Genomic DNA, 23698 nt, shown 5'->3' on the forward strand with positions numbered 1-23698 from the left:
TCGTACTCCTTACTTGGCGCGGGCGCGGTAGACGGTGTCGAGCCAGACGGCGACGACGAGGACTACGCCGACGACGATGCGCTGGAACGGACTGTCGATCCCCAAGAGCACCATGCCCGACTGTAGGGATTGCATGACGAGCGCGCCGATCATGGCGCCGGCGATCGTGCCGACGCCGCCGGCAAGCGAGGTGCCGCCGATGACTGCTGCAGCAATCGTGTAGAGCTCGTCGAGTTCGCCTTGCGCGTTGGTTGCCGCATTGAGGCGGGCGGTCGAGATCGCCGCGGCGATGGCGCAGAGGATGCCCATCAGCGTGAAGATCTTGACGGTAACCCAGCGGGTCTTGATGCCGGCGAGTTCGGCCGCTTCCGGGTTGCCGCCGAGCGCAAAGACGTAGCGGCCGAAACGCAGGCGGGTGGCGATGAAGGTCATGACGATGCCGACGGCGATCGCCATCAGCACCGGAATGGCAATGCCGTGGGAGATCAGCAGACCGCCGTCCGGCCAGGCGATGCCGTTGGCGTCGGCATATTTGCGGGCGATGTTGGTCGGCCAGTAGTAGCTGTTGGCAACGGCGATCGCGCCGAGAACCAGGATACAGCCGAGGATCGCCAGGAAGTACTCCGCCCAGATCGGACGGAGCGGGAAGCGGAAGCGCTTGCGCTGCTTGCGCGAATTGAGGATGGCGGCGACGATGGCGATGCAGGCAAGGATGCCGACGATCCAGCTTGCCGTTGCGCCGATCGAGCCTTCAGTGCCGCCGCCCATCAGGCGGAAGGTGGCGTTCATCGGCGCGACCGTCTGGCCGCTGGTGACGAACCAGGTGGCGCCGCGCCAGACGAGCAGGCCGCCCAGCGTGACGATGAAGGCGGGCACGTTGAGGAAGGCGACGATCGAGCCCTGCAGCGCGCCAATGGCGGCACCGACGGCGATGCCGCTCAGAAGGGTGATGATCCAGATGGCCGGGTGTTCGAGGCCGAGATATTGCGGCAGGAACTTCGCCTGCATGACCCCCATGACCATGCCGCAGAAGCCGAGCACGGAGCCGACGGAGAGGTCGATGTTGCGGGTGACGATGATCAGCACCATGCCGGTCGCCATCACGGCGACGGAGGAGGTCTGAACCGTCAGGTTCCACAGGTTGCGCGGCGTCAGGAACAGCCCGCCGGTCATGATCTGGAAGCCGACCCAGATGATGACGAGCGCGCCGACCATGCCGAGCAGCCGGGTGTCGATCTCGGTGGCGCGGAAGAAACGTTTTACCGGGTTCTCGTCCGCTGTACGGGCGCGATTTGTCTGTGCGCCCTTTGTGTTGCCTTGTGTGATGTCGGCCATGGACGTGCCTTCCCCCCACTTATGTTGTTGATGTCATCGCGTCAGTGGCACCAAGAGCCCCAAGTGGACGCGACAAGTCCGGTACGACGGCAGAAACCGAGCCTTCGTGCTGATTGTGCGGTCGCGGTAGCGGTATTGTCCGCCGCGTCCGCACCTTGCGCAAGCGCCGCAACGGGTTGCGTTGCGGCGCTTGTCTTTTGTCAGCGCTCAGTTCTGCTGGTGCGGCTTATTTGCAGGCCGCGACGTCGCCCTTGACGCCCTGGCAGGCTTCAGCCTTGGAGATCCAGCCCGCGTCGATGACGACGTTCAGGTTGTCCTTGGTGATCGGCAGGGGAGCCAGGAAGACCGACTGCATGGCCACGCCCTTCGGGCCGCCGTTGAAGGTGGTGACGCCAGAGACTTCTTCCATCTTCTTGCCGCCGGCAAGTTCGACGGCGACTTCTGCGGCGCGCTTGCCGAGTTCACGGCTGTCTTTCCAGACCGAGACGGTCTGCGTGCCGAGAGCAACACGGTTCAGGGCCGCCTTGTCGGCGTCCTGGCCGGAGACCGGAACGGAGCCGGCCAGGCCCTGGGCGTCGAGGGCTGCGACCGCACCGCCCGCGGTGCCGTCGTTGGAAGCGACGACCGCATCGACCTTGTTGTCGTTGGCGGTCAGGAACTGCTCCATGTTCTTCTGGGCGTTTTCAGGCTTCCAGCCGTCGGTATAGGCTTCGCCGACATTCTTGATCTTGCCGGCGTCGACGGCTTCCTTCAGCACTTCCATCTGTCCGGAGAAGAGGAAGTCGGCGTTCGGGTCGGAGGACGAGCCCTTGATGAAGACATAGTTGCCTTCCGGCTTGACCTTGAACACTTCGCGGGCCTGCATGCGGCCCACTTCCTTGTTGTCGAAGGTGATGTAGAAGGCGGCCGGGTTTTCGATCAGGCGGTCATAGCCGACGACCGGAATGCCTTCGGCAGCGGCCTTTTCGATCGCCGGGCCGATGGCGTCGCTGTCCTGGGCGAGCACGATCAGTGCGTTGGCGCCCTGAGCGATCAGCGACTCGATGTCGGTCAGCTGCTTGGCGGCGGACGACTGGGCGTCAGCGGAGATGTACTTGTCGCCCGAGGCTTCGAGGGCTGCCTTGATGGCGGCTTCGTCGGTTTTCCAGCGCTCTTCCTGGAAGTTGGACCAGGATACGCCGACGACCAGGTCCTTCGCCTGGGCAACGGAATGCAGGGAAACGATGACGGCAACCCCTGCCATCAGCTTCAAAACGGTTTTCATTTCATCCTCCCGAGTGAGGGCCGGCCAAGCGTGCGAACCTCCCGCACCATCCTCCGCCAGCCTTAAGACGCTGTCGTAGATCGTGCCGCTACATTGTGCGGAATTATTTTCTCGACAGTCGAGAAAATGAATGTCATGGATTTTTGAGGCTGTCAACACGGTGCGAAAGCGGTGGTTGCGGCATCAACAAGGTGCTCCGCGAGCGGTCGCGTCCGATGTTTCTCGACCGCCCTAAAAATCGGTGCCACAAGGCTGTCGACAAGGCGTTCTGCTCCTTGTCTTGCCGTTCAACAGATGCTTTGGGAGGGGCATGTGTTCGAAGGATCCGCCACTGACAGGGACGTCTCATGCTGACCAAGTCCAGCACTGAGCTCGTGCGTCAGCAAAACAGCGCCTTGGTCCTTGCGGCGCTCAGGCGCGCCGGCAATCTCTCCCATACGGAAATCTCTGCCGAGACCGGGCTTGCCTCCGCGACCGTTTCGGCGATCACGGCGGAACTGGAAAAGGCTGGTGCGCTCGCCAAGGCAGAGCAGCAGATCCAGGGCGGGCGCGGGCGGCCGCGGGTGCTGTTCACGCCACGCCGCGATCACGGTCATCTGATCGTCGTTCGGATCTCGTCCGACATCGTGCAATATTCGCTGGTCGACTACGGCGGCACGTTGCTCGACCGTTTCGACGAAAGCAGAAACCACGACGAGCGCGGTACGGCCCCTTTCGCCCGCGCATTCGTCGATGCGCTCGAGCGCCTGTTGCAGCGGTCGAGACTGGAGCGGAACCAGGTACTGGCCGTCTCTATCAGCAGCAAGGGCCTGGTCGACGGCGCGTCCGCGCGGCTCTTGTGGTCGCCGGTGTTCGGGCGGGAGGAACTGGATTTCGCCGCGCTGCTCGCGCCGGACTGGCGGGCGAAGGTCATGCTCAGCAACGAAACCCTTCTGGTCGCGCAGGCCCTCGCCGCCCAGGCAGAGCGCAAGCCGGAGAGCGGCTTCAGGGCGCTTGCGGCGATCTCGCTCGGCCACAGCATCGGCCTTGGTGTTGCCCGCAAGAGCCAGAGCGGCGATATGGATGTCAGCGCGCCGAATTTCGGCCACATGCTGCACGCGCCGTCCGCGGGCCTTTGCCGCTGCGGCGCCTATGGCTGCATCGAGGCGGCGGCCGGCTTCTACGGCATCCTGCGCGCGGCGTTCGAGGTGCCGGCAGACACGATCCCCGCCAAGTTCGTTCCGGTGACGGAGCTCGACAAGATTGCCGCCAGCGCACGACAGGGCCACCGCATGGCCGGCTATGCCTTTCGCCAGGCCGGCATCGCGCTCGGCAACGGCATCTCGCGCATGTTGAGCCTCTACGAGCGCATGCCGGTCCATGTCACCGGACCCGGCATCCGATACTTCGATCTGATGCTGCCCGGGATCGAGGAGGGGCTTGCCCAATCGATGCAGATCCGTCTTCAGGGGCCGCCGGAAATCACGGTCGTTGCCGACGAGCAGCGCCTGGTTTTCGAGGGGCACCTGGCGCGGGCGCTGGGTGTGATCGATGGCGACATCGCCAGCGTCGGCGGATCGGCGATGCACGGTTGAGGCGAATTTTCGGGCAACCATTTTTGGGGTTGTACCGAAGGCGAACAATTCCAGTGATACAATTTACAGTTATTTAGCGACTCCTTGTCAAGGTGACCCTGACGCGGGAGACGATTATGTTTTCAGTGATTGCATGCATACGCGACGATCATGACTGGCGCCTCATCCTGGTTGCCGCGATCGTCTGCCTGGCAGGCAGCGTCGCGACGATGCTGCTCCTGTTGCGCGCGCAACGAAGCGAAGGCAGCCAACGCGGTTTGTGGATCGCGGCCAGCGGTTTTGCCTGCGGTATCGGCGTCTGGTCCACCCATTTCATCGCCATGCTCGCCTATGACGGCGGCGTTCCCGTCGCCTATGGCGCCTGGGGCACGCTCCTGTCGGTGGCCGTGGCGATCGCAGCGTCCTGGATGGCCTTTGCGATCGGTCTTGGCGGGCGCTCGCATCTCTCGATGACCTGCGGTGGCCTGCTGCTCGGCGCCGGCATTGCGGCGATGCACTTTACCGGCATGCGGGCAATCGAGATCCAGGGACATATTGCCTACGATCCCCAATTCACCGTCTCCGCCGTACTCGCCGGGACGGTGCTGGCCGGTGCCGCGCTCTACGCCTTTCAGCTCTTGCGCGGCGTGCGGCGCCTGGTCGTCGCGTCGCTCCTGCTGGTCGTCGGCATCTGCGCGCTGCACTTCACCTCGATGAGCGGCATCACGCTGGTGCCCGAGGCCAATGTCGCCGTTGCCGATACCATCCATCCCGCCTGGCTTGCAGGCGGCGTCATTGCCGCTTCGACCACATTGATCGTGCTCGCCTTCGGCGCGCTCTTCCTCGACCGGCATCTGACAGATCTGCGCGGACTCGCCAATGCATCGCTCGAAGGCATGGCGATCGTCTTCGATGGCGTAATCGTGGACGCCAACGAGCGCTTCGCGGGCCTGACAGGTCGCAAGCTTTCGGAGCTTTCCGGACGGCACCCGGCAGACATCTTCGTCTTCGGCGAGGAGGGGTTGGACGCCCACAGACACGGCGACGGTCCGGGCGAAATCGACCTCTTGAACGCAGAAGGGCGCACCATTCCCGTGGAGTTCATGTGCCGGACGATCGAGTATCGCGGCCGGGAATGCGACGTGATCTTCGTGCGTGACCTGCGGGCGCGTAAGGAAGCCGAGCGCACGATCGAACATCTCGCCCATCATGACGCGCTGACGGACTTGCCGAACCGCGCCTTCTTCGACCGCAGGCTGGGCCAGACGCTGGCGGCGGCTGCTGCGAGAAACGAAGAACTGGCGATCCTCTGCCTCGATCTCGACCGCTTCAAGGCGGTCAACGATATCTTCGGCCATGGCGAGGGCGATCGCATCCTGATGAAGGTCGCCGACATCCTGCGCGCAGCCGTCGGCGAGCAGGATACGATCGCCCGGCTCGGCGGCGACGAGTTTGCGATCATCCAGGTGGGCGGCAGGGAGCCGGAGGCGGCGCGGCAGTTGACGGACCGGATCCTGGCGCTGTTTGCTGCCGAGATGGACACCAATCGTGACCCGACCGCCGTCGGCGTCAGCATCGGGGCTGCGATCTTTCCGGCAGACGGGCAGACGGCGGATCAGTTGCGCAACAATGCCGACACGGCGCTCTACCGCGCCAAGCAGAGCGGCAAGGGCATCGCCTGCTTCTTCGACCGGGAGATGGACGAGGCGGTACGCACCCGCCGCCAGATCGAAAACGACCTGCGCCATGCGGTGCTCCGCCGACAATTCTTCCTCGAATACCAGCCACTGGTCGAAGTCCAGAGCGACCGGATCATCGGCTACGAAGCGCTGCTGCGCTGGGAGCATCCGCAGCGCGGGTTGATCGGCCCGGATGTCTTTATCCCGATTGCCGAGGAGAGCGGCTCGATCATCCAGATCGGCGAATGGGTGCTGGAGCAGGCCTGCACGGAAGCGGCGAAGTGGAACGAGCCCCTGCCGATTTCCGTCAACATTTCGCCGGTCCAGTTCCTTTTGCCCAACCTCTTCGACCAGGTTGCGAACATCCTGCGCCGCACCGGCCTTAATCCCTGGCGGCTCGAACTTGAGATCACCGAGGCGGCGCTGATGCACAATCGCGAGGACGTGCTGGCAGTGTTGGTGCGGCTACGGGTCCTTGGTGTGCGGATTGTCATGGACGATTTCGGCACCGGCCATTCGTCGCTGAGCAACCTTCAGACGTTCCCCTTCGACAAGCTGAAGATCGACTGCAGCTTCACCGCGGCGCTGGAAAAGGACCCTTCGGCGCAGGCGATCGTCCGGGCGATCATCGCGCTTGGCCACAGCCTTAGGCTCGCGGTCGTGACCGAGGGCGTCGAAACCGAACGGCAAAGACAAATCCTCGCGGAGGAGGGCTGCCTGCAGATACAGGGCTTTCTCTCCGGTCGGCCGGGTGCGGCGCCCAGCACCGGCCAGGAAACCGCGCGCCGGGAGAAGGTGCCAGCGCGCGCCGACGGTTGAAACGGCCGCGGCCGGGCAGTGCGGATACGAAAAAGGCCGGGCACATGGCGCCCGGCCTTTTTCCTTGATCGGTCGTCGGTTGAAGGCTCAGGCGACGCTGATCTGGCGCTTTTCGACGACGGACTTTACAGCCGCATCGGCAAGCGCGAGAGCGGCGAGACCATCCTTGCCGGACGGCGTGATTTCCGCACCCCTTTCGATCGCGGCGATGAAGCTCTCGATCTCGTTGGCATAGGCTTCGGTATAGCGGGTCATGAAGAAATCATGCAGCGGCGGGCGGGTGTAGCCGTCGCCATTGGCGATCTCGATCGAGACCGGGCGCTGGTTCTCGGCGGAAGCCACGCCCTTCGAGCCGTGGACTTCGATGCGCTGGTCGTAGCCGTAGGTGGCGCGTCGGGAGTTGGAGATGATCGCCTGCTTGCCGGACGCCGTCTGCAGGATGACCGAAACGCTGTCGTAGTCGCCGGCTTCGCCGATCGCCTTGTCGACGAGAACGGCAGCGGTTGCCGTCACCGAGACCGGCTCTTCGCCGAGTAGGAAGCGGGCCATGTCGAAGTCGTGGATGGTCATGTCGCGGAAGATGCCGCCCGAACGCTTGATATAGTCGACCGGCGGGGCGCCCGGATCGCGCGAGGTGATCGTCACCATTTCGACATCGCCGATCTTGCCGGCGTCGATCGCCTTCTTCACGGCCATGAAATGCGGGTCGAAGCGGCGGTTGAAGCCGACCATCAGCTTGGCCTTGGTCTCGCTCACGACCTTGAGGCAGGCCTTCACGCGCTCGGCGTCGAGATCGACGGGCTTCTCGCAGAAGATCGCCTTGCCGGCGCGGGCGAAGCGTTCGATCAGGTCGGCATGGGTATCAGTCGGCGTGCAGATGACGACGGCGTCGATGTCCTTCGCCGCTTCGATCGCTTCGATGGTGCGGACCTCGCAGCCATACTGCTTGGCGATGGCATCGGCGGCGGCGGGGAAGGCATCGGCGACGGCAACAAGCACAGCGTCGGGATTGCCGCTGACGGCTTTCGCATGAACCTTGCCGATGCGGCCGGCGCCCAGAAGACCAAATCTGACTGTCATCTCTGTTTCTCTCGAATTCCGGTTCGCGACCGGGAAGGGGCGTGATGATAAGCGCTCATCGCGCAAAGGCGCCGCGGAACGCTGCTTCCGCGAATGGTTTGGAGAATTGCCACGAAAGACCGCGCGTTGGAACGCTGCGCTCAGCACCTCTCCCTTGATACCTCCGTTTCTACTCGGCCGCTTCTTATTTGGAATGAAGTCGCCGATGTAGATTATTTCGGAATTTTTATTCCATTTTTATTGCGTCCGTCAAGGGGAGTCGGAGGCCATGGCCTTGCCGTCAGCGACGAATTTCCCCTAAATGGGACGCACGCGACAAGGCCACCAGAGGACAGAATGCTCAAATTCATCGATCCGGACCATCCCTTCTACCGCCCACTGTGGATCCGTCTGCTGATCGTGGGCTTCTGCGGCGTCTGGACAGTGGTCGAATTCCTGGGCGAGCAAACGATGTGGGGGATGATTTTCCTCGCGGTCACCGCCTATGCCTCAGCGGCTCTCTTGGTTTTCTACAAGCCGAGCGAGAAGGGCGTCGAGAAAGCTGGGGACGAGGGGCAAGGCAAGGGCGACGGGAGCGACGCTGCCGGCTGAGGTTCACGGCGCCGGGGTGATGGCGCGCATCTGCTTTGCGGCTTCGTCGATCAGCATGTTGGCGAGTTTCATGCGCACGGTGGCATTGGCGCGAAACGCGGCCGGCAGACGGTCCGGATGGTTCAGGGCCGCGAAGGCCCGGCGCTTTGCCGCAAGCGTCATTTGTGTTTCGCTGTCGACAAGGGCCAGTTCCTCGGCCACGTCGGCAAGGGTCGTACGGCTGAGATAGTCCGGCATGACCGGTGGAGGTGGCGGCTCCACGAAGGACGCATCGAGATAGGCGCGCTCGACGGCGCCGAAGGCAGCCGAGCGGGCGCTTTCGGCAGCAAAGGCGTTGTCGAATGCCGGGGCGTAAGGCGTGGCGACGCGCGTCGCTTCGGCCGGTGCCGGTTCGATATCCTCTTCCGATTTCAGCCGCTCGAGCACCGACTGAAAGACTGACATTCCAAACATGACGTCTCCGATCGCGGCGCACCATCGCAGGCGGAGATTATCCCGGGCTGATCAGAGCGATCATGCCCGGGCTGATCAGGCGCGGCCCTGCTTGAGGATCAGGTCGTAGAGCAGCTTGGCGCTCGGCGGCAGCGCGCGTCCCTCGGCAGTGATCAGCCCATAGGGTTTGATTCGGATCGGGATTTCGGTCTTCAGGATGCGGATTTCGCCGGCCGGCGTACCGTTGCCGGCAATCAGGTTGGCGACGTCGAGTGCCACAGGTGCAATTGCGTTGGTGTTGCGCACCATCGACAGCGTCAGGATGATCGAGGAGGTGTTGATCACCGTCGCCGGCAGTCTCACCCCGGCCGCCACGAAACTGTCTTCGACCGCGCGTCTCAGAAGGGTGCCGGGCGGCTGGAATACCCAGTCATAGGAGGGCAAGTCCTCGGCGACGACCATGGGCTTGTCGAGCAACGGATGGCCGTCGCGCACGATCAGGCATACCTCCTCGTAGCCGATCTCCACCATGTTGAAGAGCCGCGGCGGCTGGTCGTCGGGGATGCGGCCGATGATGAAATCGTGGCGGGCGGCGAGCAGTTCCCTTGCGAGCACGTTGCTGTTTTCGATCTGGACGTTGATCTCGATGCCGGGATAGGCGGTCATCACCTGACGGATGGCGGGCACGGCGAGATTGAGCGCCGGGCCCGTGACCGAGCCGAGCGAAACCGAGCCGCCGCTGCCGGTCTTCAACTCGTTGATCTCGCGCGATGCCTCCCGGAGTTCCAGAAAGATGCTGCGCGCGCGTCGCGCCAGCGCTTCGCCATAGGGCGTCAACAGGACACCGCGGGCAACGCGTTCGCAGACCGGTGCCTTCAGCATGGTCTCGATTTCCGAGAGCATGCGCGACGCCGCCGGTTGCGAGATGCCGAGGGCGTCAGCGGCGGCGCTGATGCGGCGGTGATCGTCGATCGCGAGAATCAGCCGGAGGTGGCTGATCTTCAGGCCCGAGCGGAAAAGCGTCGAATCGAAGAGTTCGCCGGCGGTGCTCGGTTTCTGATCGCGCATTTCAACCTCTGCGTTTTTTTCTTTGGTTTTCAGGGATTTTCAAAAATCACACTGTTTGCGCTCGATATATCACTTTTGGTATGTATTCAAAGCAAAATTGTATTTGACAGTTATATGGTTTCATTCCAGTTTTTGCTTATGTGCCAGCGCATGTAGGAGCATGCGAGGCGGGGAGGCCTCTCCTTCACCTTGATCCGCTGCCGGAGACGAAGATCTCGGGCGGCGGATTGCTGCGCATAGACGGAAAGGCTCTCGCCTGCCGGCTTCAACTTTTTTGGGAGAGAACTGATGAAATTGATGACTTCGCTTCTCGCAGCCGCCGCGATTTCGATCGCGTCCTTCGCTGCACCGGCATTTGCGCAGGACAAGGGCACGGTCGGCATTTCCATGCCGACGAAGACGTCGACCCGCTGGATTTCCGACGGCGAGACCATGGAGAAGCTGTTCAAGGAAGCTGGTTACACGCCGGACCTGCAGTTTGCTGACGACGACATCCCGAACCAGCTCGCTCAGATCGAGAACATGGTGACCAAGGGCGCCAAGGTTCTCGTCATCGGCGCCATCGACGGCACCACGCTCTCCGACATCCTGCAGAAGGCCCACGACGCCGGCGTCAAGGTCATCGCCTATGACCGCCTGATCCGCGACTCGGGTAATGTCGACTACTACGCCACCTTCGACAACTTCCAGGTCGGCGTGCAGCAGGCAACGTCGCTGGTCCAGGGCCTCAAGCTCGACGGCGCAACCGAGCCGAAGAACATCGAGCTCTTCGGTGGTTCGCCGGACGATAACAACGCCTTCTTCTTCTACGACGGCGCGATGTCGGTCCTGCAGCCGCTGATCGACAGCAAGAAGATCGTCGTCAAGTCCGGCCAGAAGGGCATGGACCAGGTCGGCACGCTGCGTTGGGACGGTGCCGTGGCCCAGGCCCGCATGGAAAACCTGCTGTCGTCGAACTACACCGACGCCAAGGTCGATGGCGTTCTGTCGCCCTATGACGGCCTGTCGATCGGCATCATTTCGGCGCTGAAGGGCGTCGGCTACGGTTCGGGCGACATGGCAATGCCTGCCGTCACCGGCCAGGACGCCGAACTACCGTCGGTCAAGTCGATCCTTGCCGGCGAACAGTATTCGTCGATCTTCAAGGACACGCGCGAACTCGCCAAGGTCACCGTCGGCATGGTCAACGCGATCATGGAAGGCAAGGAGCCGGAAGTGAACGACACCAAGACCTATGACAACGGCGTCAAGGTGGTTCCGTCCTACCTGCTGAAGCCGGTTGCCGTCGACAAGTCCAACATCAAGGACGTGCTCGTCAGCTCGGGCTACTACACCGAAGACCAGATCAACAACTGATCTTTTTGAGCGTGAGGGCCCGTGCATGCGCGCGGGCCCTTTTATCCAGATGACGGAGCCGGTACTCTCTTGAAGACTGCCGCTGGAATGACTGAACATGGACAATATCATTCTTGAAATGCGGGGCATCACCAAGACGTTCCCGGGCGTCAAGGCGCTGGACAATGTCAGCTTCAAGGTCCGCGAAGGCGAGATCCACGCACTCGTCGGCGAAAACGGCGCCGGCAAGTCGACGCTGATGAAGGTGCTGAGCGGCGTCTATCCCGCCGGCACCTATGATGGCGAAATCCACTATGGCGGCGAAGCCCGCCGCTTCTCGACGATTTCCGACAGCGAAGACCTCGGCATCATCATCATCCACCAGGAACTGGCGCTGGTGCCGCTGCTGTCGATCGCCGAGAACATCTTCCTCGGCAACGAGATCGCCAGCAACGGTGTGATTCACTGGCCGCAGACCTTTGCCCGTACGCAGGAACTGCTGAAGAAGGTTGGCTTGAGCGAATCCCCGGCGACGTTGATCACCGACATCGGTGTCGGCAAGCAGCAACTGGTCGAGATCGCCAAGGCGCTTTCGAAGAAGGTGCGGCTGTTGATCCTTGACGAGCCGACCGCCTCGCTCAACGAAACCGATTCCGATGCGCTTTTGAAGCTGCTGATGGAGTTTCGCACCCAGGGCATGACCTCGATCATCATTTCGCACAAGCTGAACGAGATCCGGAAGGTTGCCGACCAGATCACCATCCTGCGCGACGGCGGCACGGTCGAAACGCTCGATTGTCACAGCGAAGACATTGGCGAAGACCGGATCATCAAGGGCATGGTCGGCCGCGCGATGGAAGACCGTTATCCGCCGCGCGAACCGAAGATCGGCGAGACGCTGCTCGAAGTGAAGAACTGGAACGTCTTCCACCAGCAGCACCGCGACCGGCAGTTCCTGCACGACGTCAATTTCACTGTGCGCGCCGGCGAGGTCGTCGGCATCGCCGGGTTGATGGGGGCAGGGCGCACCGAAACGGCGATGAGCCTCTTCGGCAAGTCCTGGGGCCACAAGATCACCGGCGACGTGACGATGCGCGGCAAGCCCGTCGACGTCAGCACCATTCCGCGTGCGATCGATGCGGGGCTCGCCTATGTCACCGAAGACCGCAAGCAGCTCGGGCTCGTCTTGATCAACAACATCAAGGAGAACACAACGCTCTCCAATCTGAAGGCGGTGGCCGCGAACGGCGTCATCGACGATCGCAAGGAAGCGAAGGTCGCATCTGACTATCGCTCGAAGCTGCGCATCCGTTCGCACTCGATCTATCAGGAAACGGTCAACCTTTCGGGCGGCAACCAGCAGAAGGTCGTCTTGTCCAAATGGCTGTTCACCAATCCGGAAGTTCTCATTCTCGACGAGCCGACACGCGGTATCGATATCGGCGCGAAGTATGAGATCTACACCATCATCAACCAGCTTGCCGCCGAGGGTAAGGGCATCCTGATGATCTCATCGGAAATGCCGGAGCTGCTTGGAACCTGCGATCGCATCTACGTCATGAACGAGGGCCGCATCGTCGCGGAGCTTTCGAAGGCGGAAGCGAGCCAGGAATCCATCATGCGTGCCATCATGCGTTCAGGGGAGAAACACTAATGGTCGCCGATACGAGCACCCAAAACAACAAGCCCTCGATCGGGGACTATCTCAAGAACAACATCCGCGAATACGGCCTGCTCGTCGCGCTCGTGGTGATCATGCTGTTCTTCCAGTTCGTCACCAACGGCGTGCTGTTCAAGCCGGTCAACATCACCAACCTGGTGCTGCAGAACTCCTTCATCGTCATCATGGCGCTCGGCATGCTGCTGATCATCGTTGCCGGGCATATCGACCTGTCGGTCGGCTCGATCGTCGCCTTCATCGGCGCGATCTCGGCGATCATGCTGGTGAAATGGGGCTTGCCCGCCATCATCGTCATTCCCGCCTGTCTGATCGTTGGCGGCATCATGGGGGCGGCCCAGGGCTATTGGGTCGCCTACCAGAAGATCCCGTCCTTCATCGTGACGCTGGCCGGCATGCTGGTGTTCCGCGGGCTCACCTATGTGGTGCTCGGCGGCCGCCCGATCGGTCCGTTCCCGAAGGAATTCCAGCTGCTGTCGACCGGCTTCGTTCCGGATTTCCTCTATTTCCTCAATCCGGCGCCCGAGACCATTCAGAACATGGTGGCGCTCGTCGCCGTCATCGCGCTCGTCGGCTACGCGATCTACGCAGGCATTCGTGACCGCAAGATCAACGAGCAGCACGGCACGGAGAACGAGCCGTTCATTTTCTTCGCGGTGCAGATGGCTGTCATCGCTGCCGTGGCGCTGTTCATCGGCTTTCAGCTTGCGACCTATCGCGGCCTGCCGAACGTGCTGATCGCCATGGCCGTGCTGATTGCGCTCTATACCTTCGTCACCACGCGCTCGACGATCGGTCGCCGCATCTATGCCATGGGCGGCAACGTCAAGGCGACCAAGCTTTCGGGCATCAACACCGAGCGGCTGACCTTCTACACCTTCGTCAACATGGGCGTGCTTGCGGCACTCGCCGGCATGATCATCACCGCGCGCCTCAATTCGGCAACGCCGAAGGCCGGCGTCGGTTTCGAACTCGACGTCATCGCGGCCTGCTTTATCGGCGGTGCCTCGGCGTCGGGCGGTGTAGGCAAGATCATCGGGGCCGTCATCGGCGCCTTCATCATGGGCGTGATGAACAACGGCATGTCGATCATGGGCATCGGCATCGATTACCAGCAGTTGATCAAGGGCCTCGTGCTGCTCGCTGCCGTGTTCTTCGATGTCTACAACAAGAACAAGGGTTGAGCGGAAAGCCATAAGACCCGACGCGAACCAGTAACATTCACCGGCAGCCACAGCTGCCAGGATCGGCGGATTGGTCCGCCGGAATTGGGTGGCGAAAGCCACCCACGGGGACGCTTTTGCCTTGAAGAGGCGAACACAGCGACCCAAGACGATAGGAAGGATAGCATCGTGCTGATTTCGCAGATCAGGAACGAAGACGGGTCGATCACGGTGGCGGTACGGCTGCCGGGTGAGGCGGCGCATGCGGTGAACGGCGCGACAAGCGTCTATGCGCTGGCGATGGAAGCGGCCAATGCCGGACGGAGCCTGAAGCAGACGATCGAGGCCAAGGGGCTCGGCGCCGCCGTCGACCTCGAAAAGGCCTATGCGGAGGGGCGCTTCCTGCCGCCGATCACTCATCCCGATCCGGCACACCTGCACCTGACCGGCACGGGTCTCACCCATCTCGGCTCGGCTGCGACCCGCGACGCCATGCACAAGAAGACGAGCGAGGCGGCCGAGGAAACCCTGACCGACTCGATGAAGATGTTCCGCATGGGGCTCGAAGGCGGCAAGCCGAGGGCTGGCGAAACAGGCGTGCAGCCGGAATGGTTCTACAAAGGCAACGGCACCTCCGCCGTCGCGCCGGGGTCGGCACTCGTTTCGCCCGCCTTTGCCGAGGATGGTGGCGAAGAGCCGGAAATGGCCGGCATTTATGTGATCTCCGACGAGGGCGTTCCGTTCCGCATCGGTTTTGCGGTTGCCAACGAATTCTCCGATCACAAGACCGAGCGGGTCAACTATCTCTGGCTCGCGCATTCGAAGCTGCGCCAGGCGAGCTTCGGTCCGGAGATCCGCATCGGTGTCGCACCGGAGGACATTCGCGGCATGTCGCGTATCCTGCGTGGTGGCAAGGTGCTGTGGGAAAAGCCGTTCCTGTCGGGCGAAGCCAACATGTCGCACAGCTTCGCCAATCTCGAGCATCACCATTTCAAGTATGGCTTGTTCCGCCAGCCGGGCGACATCCACGTGCACATGTTCGGCACGGCGACGCTGTCCTTCGGTGATGGCATCCGCACCGAGGAAGGTGACGTGTTTGAGATCGAGGCCGATGGTTTCGGCCTTCCGCTCCGCAACGCTCTCGCGATCGCAGCTGACGAAGAGGTCGCGATCCGCCAGCTCTGACACATCTCCTAAGCGCGACCGTTCGCGAGGGACGGTGATGCGCATCTATGAAGGAGGCCTGAGGCCATGACTTTGCACCAGAACCTGATAGCCGGCGAATGGGTCGGCGGTGACGGCGTTGCCAACATCAACCCGTCCGATACCAACGACGTGGTCGGCGAATACGCCCGCGCGTCAGCCGAGGATGCGCGCGCAGCGATCGCTGCCGCCAAGGCGGCGTTTCCGGCCTGGTCGCGCTCCGGTATTCTCGAGCGCCACGCGATCCTGAGGAAGACCGCCGACGAGATCCTTGCGCGCAAGGACGAACTCGGAATGCTCTTGTCGCGCGAGGAAGGCAAGACATTGGCCGAAGGCATCGGCGAGACGGTGCGAGCCGGCCAGATCTTCGACTTCTTCGCCGGCGAGTGCCTGCGGTTGGCGGGCGAGGTGCTGCCGTCGGCAAGACCCAATATCGGCGTCGAGATCACCCGCGAGCCGGTCGGTGTCGTCGGCATCATCACGCCCTGGAACTTCCCGATCGCCATTCCCGCCTGGAAGATCGCGCCGGCGCTTTGCTACGGCAACACCGTCGTCTTCAAGCCGGCCGAACTGGTGCCCGGCAGTTCCTGGGCGATCGTCGACATTCTTAACCGTGCCGGCCTGCCGAAGGGCGTCTTGAACCTCGTCATGGGCAAGGGCTCGGTCGTCGGCCAGGCGATGCTCGACAGTCCGGACATTCACGCCATCACCTTCACCGGCTCGACCGGCACGGGCAAACGCGTGGCGCTCGCCTCCGTTGAACACAATCGCAAATACCAGCTGGAGATGGGCGGCAAGAACCCGTTCGTCGTGCTTGACGACGCCGATCTTGCGGTCGCGGTCGAGGCGGCGGTCAACTCCGCCTTCTTCTCGACCGGCCAGCGTTGCACGGCATCTTCCCGGCTCATCGTCACCGAGGGCATTCATGATCGCTTCGTGGCGGCCATGGGCGAACGGATGAAGGGGCTTGTGATCGACGACGCCTTGAAGGCCGGCACCCAGATCGGTCCGGTGGTCGATGAGAGCCAGCTCAACCAGGACACCGACTATATCGCCATCGGCCGACAGGAAGGCGCAAAGCTTGCCTTCGGCGGCGAGCTTCTGAAGCGCGACACGCCCGGCTTCTACCTGCAGCCGGCGCTGTTTACCGAAGCGACGAACGCGATGCGCATTTCTCGGGAAGAGATCTTCGGCCCGGTCGCGTCCGTCATCCGCGTCAAGGACTACGACGAAGCGCTCACGGTCGCCAACGACACGCCCTTCGGTCTGTCCTCGGGCATCGCCACCACCAGCCTGAAGCACGCGACCCATTTCAAGCGCAATGCCGAGGCCGGCATGGTGATGGTCAACCTGCCGACGGCGGGCGTCGATTTCCACGTGCCCTTCGGCGGCCGCAAGGGTTCGTCCCACGGCTCGCGCGAGCAGGGGCGCTACGCCGCCGAGTTCTACACCACCGTCAAGACGGCCTACACGCTCGCCTGAAGCACGCCGTCATCGGGCCCGCGTGAACGGTGCGGGCCGCATAAGGAAGGAAGAGATGAAGAAGAAAGCTGAATGGCCGCGCAAGCTGCGTTCGCAGGATTGGTTCGGCGGTACCGGCAAGAATGCCATCATGCACCGCTCCTGGATGAAGAACCAGGGCCTGCCCGCCGACACCTTCGATGGCCGGCCGATCATCGGCATCTGTAACACCTGGTCGGAGCTGACGCCGTGCAACGCGCATCTGCGTGATCTCGCAGAGCGGGTGAAGCGCGGCGTCTACGAGGCCGGTGGCTTTCCGGTCGAATTCCCGGTGTTTTCCGTTGGCGAAAGCACGCTGCGGCCCACGGCGATGATGTTCCGCAATCTCGCGGCCATGGACGTCGAAGAGGCGATCCGCGGCAATCCGGTCGATGGCGTCGTGCTGCTCGGCGGTTGCGACAAGACCACGCCGAGCCTGCTGATGGGGGCTGCCAGCGTCGACATCCCTGTCATCCTCGTTTCTGGCGGCCCGATGCTGAACGGCAAGTGGCGCGGCAAGGATGTCGGCTCGGGCACGGCGATCTGGCAGTTTTCGGAAATGGTGAAGTCCGGCGAGATGTCGCTCGCCGAATTCATGGATGCGGAGCAGGGCATGGCCCGCTCGGCCGGCAGCTGCATGACCATGGGCACGGCCTCGACCATGGCCTCGATGGCCGAAGCGCTCGGCATGACCCTGCCCGGCAATGCGGCGATCCCTGCCGTCGATGCCCGCCGCCGGGTGATCTCCCAGCTCTCCGGCCGCCGCATTGTCGACATGGTCAAGGAGGATCTGAAGCCTTCGGATATCCTGACGAAGCAGGCCTTCGAGAACGCCATTCGCGTCAACGGCGCTGTCGGCGGCTCGACCAACGCCGTGCTGCACCTCTTGGCGCTTGCCGGCCGTGTCGGTGTCGACCTCAGTCTCGACGATTGGGATCGCCTCGGCCGCGACGTGCCGACGATCGTCAACCTGCAGCCGTCGGGCAAGTACCTGATGGAGGAGTTCTATTATGCCGGCGGCCTGCCGGTCGTGATCAAGGCCGTGGGCGAAATGGGCCTCCTTCACAAGGATGCTGTGACCGTCACCGGTGACACGATCTGGAACGACGTCAAGGATGTCGTCAACTACAATGACGACGTCATCGTGCCGCGCGACAAAGCGCTGACCAAGTCCGGCGGCATCGCGGTGCTGCGCGGCAATCTTGCGCCCAAGGGCTGCGTGCTGAAGCCGTCCGCCGCATCGCCGCACCTGATGCAGCACAAGGGCCGGGCGGTGGTGTTCGAGAGCATCGAGGACTACCACGCCCGCATCAATCGCGATGATCTCGACATCGACGAGACCTGCGTGATGGTGCTGAAATATTGCGGCCCGAAGGGTTACCCGGGCATGGCCGAGGTCGGCAACATGGGCCTGCCCCCGAAGGTGCTGAAAAAGGGCATTACCGACATGATCCGCATCTCCGATGCGCGCATGTCCGGCACGGCCTACGGTACGGTCATCCTGCACACGGCGCCGGAAGCGGCCGATGGCGGCCCGCTGGCACTGGTTCAAAACGGCGACATGATCGCCGTCGACGTGCCGGCCCGCACCATCCATCTCGATGTCTCCGACGAAGAACTGGCCCGTCGTCGCGCTGCCTGGGTGTCGCCGGTGATGCCGCTCAAGGGTGGTTATGCCGGCCTCTACGTCAAGAGCGTGATGCAGGCCGACACGGGCGCGGATCTCGACTTCCTCGTCGGTCCGCGCGGCGCGGAAATTCCGATGAACCGCGACAGCCACTGACGCTGTCGGCGCGAGAGCGGACAGTTCGCTCTTGTCTTTGGCGCTCAACACAGCTTGCGTCATAACAGACGCGCAAAGGCCGCCGTCGCACCGTAATTGCGGTGCGACGGTCCCAGGTGCCAGCGTCGAGGAGGCCGCTGCGAGCTGAGCAGGCTTGGCGCACCCGCAAGCATCGTCGCGGGACGGGACCTGTAACTTTTATGCTCGCACTGACCCGCGACCGTCTTCATCGCTGCAATCAGCCCTAGTCGGCGGGCCTGTTCATCTTCCCTTACCTCTGGGTAACCACTGACCGCGCGGTGCGTATTGGCCTCGCAGCGTCGACGTCATAGTTTTCTCCCGCGACGTTGCGTGCCTGCAGGTGGGCGGCCGCGGCAGTGCTCCATTGATCGGAGACGATCGAAGGATAAATGCAGCAGCCGAACAGCCGTCAGCTATCTTGCGGCGAGAAGGAGCATGCGCCTCGGCTTGGCCGTCGGAGCGTGTCGGAACCTATGATCTAAGGGAGTGAAGAAGCGTGCCGTTAACAGATCTTATCGATTCGTATTGCGCTGCCTGGTCGTCGGAGGACGCCGAGCAGAGGCGGGCGTTGCTGGTGCCGATCTGGGCCGATGGCGCAACGTACACGGACCCGACGGTTCATGCCGCCGGTGCAGAAGAACTGCTCGCGCACATTGCAGGTATTCAGGCTGGGCACCCGGGCGCGCGTATTACTCGGACAAGCGACGTGGATGTTCATCATGGGATCGCACGCTTCGCCTGGCGATTTGTGATGCCCGACGGATCATCTTTCCCCGAGGGTCTGGACATCGCATTCCTCGATCCCAACGCGACGCGCATTACGCGCATCATCGGCTTTTTCGGGCCATTGGCCAGCCTTACAACGGCGCGCGTCTCATCAGACGTCCTTTGATCCGCTAAGAGCCTCAGAACGATCACCGCACCACTTTCAGTGCGGCGATCCTGTTTGGGTGCCAAGGCCATCGTTTCGAAAAGACACGCCTTCGGCCGCATCTTCGCCCTGTGTTATCCACACCGGGCAAAACCCTCGCTTTTCGGCTGATCCGCTGCAACCGGCAGCAACCCTGCGACGTATCCCCTTTGTCGGGGCCATTCCGACCCTGACCTTGTTAGGAGGACGATCATGCGGAGGAATGTATTTGCGTTGTCGCTCGGTCTTCTTGCGACGGTGGCGCTGTCCCAGCCGGCATTTTCACAGAGTGCGAACGGTCTTGGCGTCGGCGTGTCCGTCGGTGGCCCGAGCGGGCTGAACGCCAATGTCGGACTTGGTGGCTCGAACGGCCTTAAGGCCGATGTCGACGCATCGCTCGGCGGCGCAAACGGCGTCAATGCCAACGCAAACGCCTCGATCGGCGGTGCGCAAGGCGTCAACGCCGATGTGCAGGCGAGCGCCGGCGGCGCCAATGGCATCAACGCGGATGCCGATGTCGGCCTTGGCGGCGGAAAAGGGCTCAACACTTCGGTCAATGCCACGGTCGGTGGACGGAATGGCCTGACTGCTGGTCTCAAGGCCAATGCAGGCGGCGGCAACGGCGTCGGGCTTGGGCTCGGCGTGGGAGTTGGAACGGGGTCCGGCGGCGGGAGCTCCGGGGGTGGCGGCAGCGTTGGCGGTGGAACCGGAGGCGGTTCGGGAGGCTCGGTTTCACCAGGCGCTTCGATGGCCGCGTTCAATGCACTGCCCGTCGGCGAGCGGGTCAAGCTGATCAAACGCTGTCGCGATGTCGTTGGCGGCGGTTATGACAGCGGGCTGGTTTCGCTCTGCCGCATCCTGCAGGCGAGCGCCTCGCGGTAGTTGCAACACCCTGCAGCTTCGGCGGGGCGTCCTCGCCGCCCCGCCTCAGGCCCTACTGACTCTGATTTTGGCTCTGGCCCCGGGCCTGGCTTTGATTCTGGCTTTGGTTTTGGCTTTGCTGCTGCTGTTCGACCGTGACCGACACCTTCAGCGTCTCCTTCGCCTCGCCGTGGATCAGCCCGGAGATGGGGGCGGCGTCGCGGTAGCAGAGGCCGGAGGCGATGCGGACATAGCGATCATCTGGGCAGATCTTGTTGGCTGCATCGAAGCCGACCCAGCCGAGCCCGTTGAGATGCACCTCGGCCCAGGCGTGGCTGGCCGTCTGTTCGGGGTGCCCCTCCATCATCAGGTAGCCCGAGATGTAGCGCGCCGGTAGATCGAGCGAGCGCGCCGCTGCGATCAGGATATGGGTATGGTCCTGGCAGACGCCCTGGCCGCTTTCCAGCGCATCCTCGGCCGTCGTTTCCGCATGGGTCTCGCCGGGTTTGTACGTCACCGCCTCGTGGATCGTCTCCATCAGCGCATGCATGCGGGCAAGGGCGGTGTCACCTTCGGCGGATTTTGCGAGCTCGCGGATGAGCTTTCCGGCCTTGGTAAGCGGTGTTTCGCGTGCAAAGAGCCACAGCGGCACATAGGACTGGTGCGGGCCGAAGACGCCGGCGCGGTCCTCCGTGTGGACCTCGCCGGAGGCCGTGATATGGATCGTTTCGCGGTCGCCGTCGATGCTGACGAGGTGAACACGGTTGCCGAAGTGGTCGTCGTAGTTCACTTCGATCGCAGCGCCATCGACGAGGGTCTCCCAGCCGAGCACGGTCTGGCCCACCTGGGTGAGCGGCGTCAGCCGCAAGCGCTGAAGGGCATACTGCACGGGCTCGTCATAGTGATATTCGGTCGTGTGGCTGATCTTCAGGTGCATGCCATCCTCCGATCTAGAACGCTTCCGGTCAACGGAGTTGTGAAAGCGCTCTATCTCCTTGTTTTTACGCATTCCAAACGCGAAACGGCGTCACACTTTCGCTGGAACTGCTCTAGTAGAATCGGTAGCCGTCGGAGATTTCCTGTCCCAGGCGGTTGTTGTGGCTGATGAACTCTTCGAGATACTCATGCAGCCCCTGATCCATGATGTCCTTGATCGACTGGCTGCGCAGCGACGCAAGCGTCCGGTCGGCCGTCTCGTGGGCGGCATGGCGTTCGCCATACTCCCGCTCGAGATAGCCGAGGTTGCTGGCGATCTTCTCGTAGCAATAGGCAAGCGAGCGCGGCATGCGGCCGTTGGAAATCAGGAAGTCGGCGATGTTGGCGGGGCGAAGTTCGGCGTCATAGACCCAGCCATAGGCGCGATGCGCCGAGACCGAGCGCAGAATCGATTCCCACTGCACATTGTCCATCGACGAGCCGACGGCGGCGACCGCCGGCAGAAGCACGTAGTACTTCACGTCAAGGATGCGGGCGGTGTTGTCGGCCCGTTCGATGAAGGTGCCGATGCGCGAGAAATTGAAGATCTCGTTTCGAAGCATGGTGCCGTGGAAGGCGCCCCGGATGAGGCCGGCGCGGCGCTTGATCATGTCGATGATCTCCGGCATGTCCGTCGGGCGCGCCTTCTTCGACAGCATTGCCCTCATCTCGAGATAGCACTCGTTGGTGGCTTCCCAGGTTTCGCGCGTCAGCGCCGTGCGCACCATGCGGGCATTGTGGCGCCCCGCCTCGATGCAGGACATCACGCTTGAGGGATTGGCCCGGTCGCGCAGCAGGAAGTCGATCGCGTCGATGCTCGTCAGCGTTTCGTGCACCTCGTCATAAAGTTCGCGCACGCCCGCACTTTGCAGCACACCGTCCCAGTCGCCCTCCGTTGCCTCGCTGCGGGTCAGCGCCATGCGCAGGCCGGCATCGATCAGCCGGGCGCTGTTTTCGGCGCGTTCGATATAGCGGAACATCCAGTAGAGGCCGTTTGCAGTTCTTCCCAGCATCTCTCAGTCCTCCAGCACCCAGGTGTCCTTGGTCCCGCCACCCTGGCTGGAGTTCACGACGAGCGAACCGGCTTTCAGCGCCACGCGCGTCAGGCCGCCGGGGATGATCTGGACCTTGTCGGAGACGAGGACATAGGGGCGAAGGTCGACGTGCCGGGGCGCGATGCCCTTGTTGACGAGGATCGGCACGGTGGAAAGGGAAAGCGTCGGCTGGGCGATGTAATTGGTCGGGCGGGCTTTCAGCTTCTCGGCGAAGACGGCGCGTTCTTTCCTGGTCGCCGTCGGGCCTACCAGCATGCCGTAGCCGCCTGAGCCGTGGACCTCCTTGACCACCAGCTCTTCCAGATGCTCGAGCACGTATTTGAGGCTCTGCGGCTCGGAACAGCGCCAGGTCGGGACGTTTTCCAAGAGCGGCTTGCGGCCGGTATAGAACTCGACGATCTCGGGCATGTAGGAATAGATCGCCTTGTCGTCGGAAATTCCGGTGCCGGGCGCGTTGGCAATCGTGATGTTGCCGGCGCGGTACACGTCCATGATGCCGGGAATACCGAGGGCGGAATCCGGTCGGAAGGTTAGCGGGTCGAGGAAGTCGTCATCGACGCGGCGGTAGAGCACGTCGATCGCCTCGTAGCCGCGGGTGGTGCGCATCTTCACCTTGCCGTCGATCACCCGCAGGTCCGATCCTTCGACGAGCTCGACGCCCATCTGGTCGGCGAGGAACGCGTGTTCGTAGTAGGCCGAATTGTAGATGCCGGGCGTCAGCACCGCGACGCGCGGCTTGCCGCTGCAGCCGGGAGGTGCGAGCGACGAAAGGCTCTGCCGCAGCAGGTAGGGGTAGTTCTCGACCGGGCGCACGCGGTTCTGATGGAAGAGTTCCGGGAACATCTGCATCATCGTTTCGCGGTTTTCCAGCATGTAACTGACGCCGGATGGGGTACGCGCGTTATCTTCGAGAACGTAGAACTGGTCTTCGCCGGTTCTGACGATGTCGGTGCCGACGATGTGGGTATAGACGCCGCCCGGCGGGCGGAAACCGATCATCTGCGGCAGGAAGGCTTCGTTCTTCTCGATCAGTTCGCGCGGGATGCGGCCGGCGCGGATGATTTCCTGCTTGTGGTAGATGTCGTCGAGAAAGGCGTTGAGAGCGATGACCCGCTGTTCGATGCCCTGGGCGAGCTTGCGCCATTCGCGGCCGGAGATGATGCGGGGGATGAGATCGAAGGGGATGAGCTTTTCGGAACTGTCTGCGTGTCCGTAGACCGCGAAGGTGATGCCGGTTTTCCGGAAGATGTTCTCGGCGTCCTTGGATTTCGCTATGAGCCGATTTCTGTCCTGGCTGGCATACCAATCATGATAGGTCGAATATGGCTGGCGCGGACTGCTGTCCGCATTCATCATTTCGTCAAATGCCAAAGGCGTGGTCCCCTTATTTTTG

The 23698-nt window shown here is 62.8% G+C and carries 19 protein-coding genes; 11 read left to right on the forward strand and 8 right to left on the reverse strand.

What is annotated here, in order from left to right; all coding sequences use genetic code 11:
• Positions 1-9: 9 nt before the first annotated feature.
• Both IB272_RS16145 and xylF read right to left on the reverse strand, forming a co-directional pair.
• Positions 10-1335 carry a sugar ABC transporter permease gene (locus IB272_RS16145; RefSeq protein WP_060518850.1) on the reverse strand — a complete coding sequence of 442 codons (1326 nt, stop codon included), beginning with the start codon at positions 1333-1335 and terminating at the stop codon, positions 10-12.
• Positions 1336-1561: 226 nt separating this feature from the next.
• Positions 1562-2599, reverse strand: a complete 1038-nt coding sequence (gene xylF, locus IB272_RS16150; RefSeq protein WP_034793921.1) for a D-xylose ABC transporter substrate-binding protein — start codon at positions 2597-2599, stop codon at positions 1562-1564.
• A gap of 347 nt (positions 2600-2946) precedes the next feature.
• Between xylF and IB272_RS16155 the strand changes: the two genes are divergently transcribed.
• Complete coding sequence (locus IB272_RS16155; RefSeq protein ID WP_113135527.1) at positions 2947-4173, forward strand: ROK family transcriptional regulator; 1227 nt, start codon at positions 2947-2949, stop codon at positions 4171-4173.
• Between the two features lie 116 nt (positions 4174-4289).
• Positions 4290-6650, forward strand: coding sequence for an EAL domain-containing protein (locus tag IB272_RS16160; protein ID WP_113135528.1), 2361 nt, complete (start codon positions 4290-4292; stop codon positions 6648-6650).
• A gap of 87 nt (positions 6651-6737) precedes the next feature.
• On the opposite strand, the gene iolG is transcribed toward IB272_RS16160, so the two are convergent.
• Positions 6738-7730, reverse strand: coding sequence for an inositol 2-dehydrogenase (gene iolG, locus IB272_RS16165; RefSeq protein WP_060582449.1), 993 nt, complete (start codon positions 7728-7730; stop codon positions 6738-6740).
• 336 nt (positions 7731-8066) lie between these two features.
• On the opposite strand from iolG, the gene IB272_RS16170 reads away from it, so the two are divergent.
• Positions 8067-8321: a hypothetical protein gene (locus IB272_RS16170; RefSeq protein ID WP_043611667.1), complete on the forward strand. Its 255-nt coding sequence runs from the start codon at positions 8067-8069 to the stop codon at positions 8319-8321.
• Positions 8322-8324: 3 nt separating this feature from the next.
• On the opposite strand, the gene IB272_RS16175 is transcribed toward IB272_RS16170, so the two are convergent.
• Entirely contained in the window at positions 8325-8774 is a 450-nt protein-coding gene (locus tag IB272_RS16175; protein WP_060582450.1) for a hypothetical protein, read from the reverse strand.
• Between the two features lie 75 nt (positions 8775-8849).
• Positions 8850-9821, reverse strand: coding sequence for a LysR family transcriptional regulator (locus tag IB272_RS16180; RefSeq protein WP_034793895.1), 972 nt, complete (start codon positions 9819-9821; stop codon positions 8850-8852).
• Positions 9822-10109: 288 nt separating this feature from the next.
• On the opposite strand from IB272_RS16180, the gene chvE reads away from it, so the two are divergent.
• The 8 genes from chvE (at position 10110) to IB272_RS16220 (ending at position 20296) form a co-directional block, all read left to right on the forward strand.
• Positions 10110-11177 carry a multiple monosaccharide ABC transporter substrate-binding protein gene (chvE, locus tag IB272_RS16185; protein ID WP_034793892.1) on the forward strand — a complete coding sequence of 356 codons (1068 nt, stop codon included), beginning with the start codon at positions 10110-10112 and terminating at the stop codon, positions 11175-11177.
• Positions 11178-11274: 97 nt separating this feature from the next.
• Entirely contained in the window at positions 11275-12810 is a 1536-nt protein-coding gene (mmsA, locus tag IB272_RS16190) for a multiple monosaccharide ABC transporter ATP-binding protein (protein ID WP_034793889.1), read from the forward strand.
• A complete protein-coding gene (gene mmsB / locus IB272_RS16195; protein ID WP_060582451.1) occupies positions 12810-14018 on the forward strand; it encodes a multiple monosaccharide ABC transporter permease in 1209 nt (402 codons plus the stop codon). Before mmsA ends, mmsB begins: the two co-directional genes overlap by 1 nt.
• Positions 14019-14186: 168 nt before the next feature.
• Complete coding sequence (gene araD1 / locus IB272_RS16200; protein ID WP_060582452.1) at positions 14187-15182, forward strand: AraD1 family protein; 996 nt, start codon at positions 14187-14189, stop codon at positions 15180-15182.
• Between the two features lie 66 nt (positions 15183-15248).
• Positions 15249-16682 carry an aldehyde dehydrogenase family protein gene (locus tag IB272_RS16205; protein ID WP_192444563.1) on the forward strand — a complete coding sequence of 478 codons (1434 nt, stop codon included), beginning with the start codon at positions 15249-15251 and terminating at the stop codon, positions 16680-16682.
• Positions 16683-16737: 55 nt separating this feature from the next.
• Positions 16738-18483, forward strand: a complete 1746-nt coding sequence (gene araD, locus IB272_RS16210) for an L-arabinonate dehydratase (RefSeq protein ID WP_034803454.1) — start codon at positions 16738-16740, stop codon at positions 18481-18483.
• Between the two features lie 589 nt (positions 18484-19072).
• Complete coding sequence (locus tag IB272_RS16215; protein ID WP_127889350.1) at positions 19073-19396, forward strand: nuclear transport factor 2 family protein; 324 nt, start codon at positions 19073-19075, stop codon at positions 19394-19396.
• Between the two features lie 231 nt (positions 19397-19627).
• Positions 19628-20296 (forward strand): hypothetical protein, encoded by a 669-nt coding sequence (locus IB272_RS16220; protein ID WP_034803457.1) that lies wholly within the window; start codon positions 19628-19630, stop codon positions 20294-20296.
• Positions 20297-20348: 52 nt separating this feature from the next.
• On the opposite strand, the gene IB272_RS16225 is transcribed toward IB272_RS16220, so the two are convergent.
• From IB272_RS16225 to IB272_RS16235, 3 genes are all read right to left on the reverse strand, one after another.
• Entirely contained in the window at positions 20349-21212 is an 864-nt protein-coding gene (locus IB272_RS16225; protein WP_060581669.1) for a transglutaminase family protein, read from the reverse strand.
• A 112-nt stretch (positions 21213-21324) separates the two neighbouring features.
• Positions 21325-22263, reverse strand: a complete 939-nt coding sequence (locus IB272_RS16230; protein WP_034803460.1) for an alpha-E domain-containing protein — start codon at positions 22261-22263, stop codon at positions 21325-21327.
• A gap of 3 nt (positions 22264-22266) precedes the next feature.
• The gene (locus IB272_RS16235) at positions 22267-23661 is read right to left on the reverse strand and encodes a circularly permuted type 2 ATP-grasp protein (protein WP_034803477.1); all 1395 of its coding nucleotides are present in this window, start codon (positions 23659-23661) and stop codon (positions 22267-22269) included.
• Positions 23662-23698 lie beyond the last annotated feature (37 nt).

The organism is Ensifer sp. ENS08, from assembly GCF_014852195.1.
GTDB classification, from domain to species: Bacteria; Pseudomonadota; Alphaproteobacteria; order Rhizobiales; family Rhizobiaceae; genus Ensifer; species Ensifer adhaerens.

Bases quoted from the DNA above. Each gene is read 5' to 3' on its own strand.
- IB272_RS16145 (WP_060518850.1), bottom strand. From the start codon at position 1,335: ATGGCCGACATCACACAAGGCAACACAAAGGGCGCACAGACAAATCGC.
- xylF (WP_034793921.1), bottom strand. From the start codon at position 2,599: ATGAAAACCGTTTTGAAGCTGATGGCAGGGGTTGCCGTCATCGTTTCC.
- IB272_RS16155 (WP_113135527.1), top strand. From the start codon at position 2,947: ATGCTGACCAAGTCCAGCACTGAGCTCGTGCGTCAGCAAAACAGCGCC.
- IB272_RS16160 (WP_113135528.1), top strand. From the start codon at position 4,290: ATGTTTTCAGTGATTGCATGCATACGCGACGATCATGACTGGCGCCTC.
- iolG (WP_060582449.1), bottom strand. From the start codon at position 7,730: ATGACAGTCAGATTTGGTCTTCTGGGCGCCGGCCGCATCGGCAAGGTT.
- IB272_RS16170 (WP_043611667.1), top strand. From the start codon at position 8,067: ATGCTCAAATTCATCGATCCGGACCATCCCTTCTACCGCCCACTGTGG.
- IB272_RS16175 (WP_060582450.1), bottom strand. From the start codon at position 8,774: ATGTTTGGAATGTCAGTCTTTCAGTCGGTGCTCGAGCGGCTGAAATCG.
- IB272_RS16180 (WP_034793895.1), bottom strand. From the start codon at position 9,821: ATGCGCGATCAGAAACCGAGCACCGCCGGCGAACTCTTCGATTCGACG.
- chvE (WP_034793892.1), top strand. From the start codon at position 10,110: ATGAAATTGATGACTTCGCTTCTCGCAGCCGCCGCGATTTCGATCGCG.
- mmsA (WP_034793889.1), top strand. From the start codon at position 11,275: ATGGACAATATCATTCTTGAAATGCGGGGCATCACCAAGACGTTCCCG.
- mmsB (WP_060582451.1), top strand. From the start codon at position 12,810: ATGGTCGCCGATACGAGCACCCAAAACAACAAGCCCTCGATCGGGGAC.
- IB272_RS16205 (WP_192444563.1), top strand. From the start codon at position 15,249: ATGACTTTGCACCAGAACCTGATAGCCGGCGAATGGGTCGGCGGTGAC.
- araD (WP_034803454.1), top strand. From the start codon at position 16,738: ATGAAGAAGAAAGCTGAATGGCCGCGCAAGCTGCGTTCGCAGGATTGG.
- IB272_RS16220 (WP_034803457.1), top strand. From the start codon at position 19,628: ATGCGGAGGAATGTATTTGCGTTGTCGCTCGGTCTTCTTGCGACGGTG.
- IB272_RS16225 (WP_060581669.1), bottom strand. From the start codon at position 21,212: ATGCACCTGAAGATCAGCCACACGACCGAATATCACTATGACGAGCCC.
- IB272_RS16230 (WP_034803460.1), bottom strand. From the start codon at position 22,263: ATGCTGGGAAGAACTGCAAACGGCCTCTACTGGATGTTCCGCTATATC.
- IB272_RS16235 (WP_034803477.1), bottom strand. From the start codon at position 23,661: ATGATGAATGCGGACAGCAGTCCGCGCCAGCCATATTCGACCTATCAT.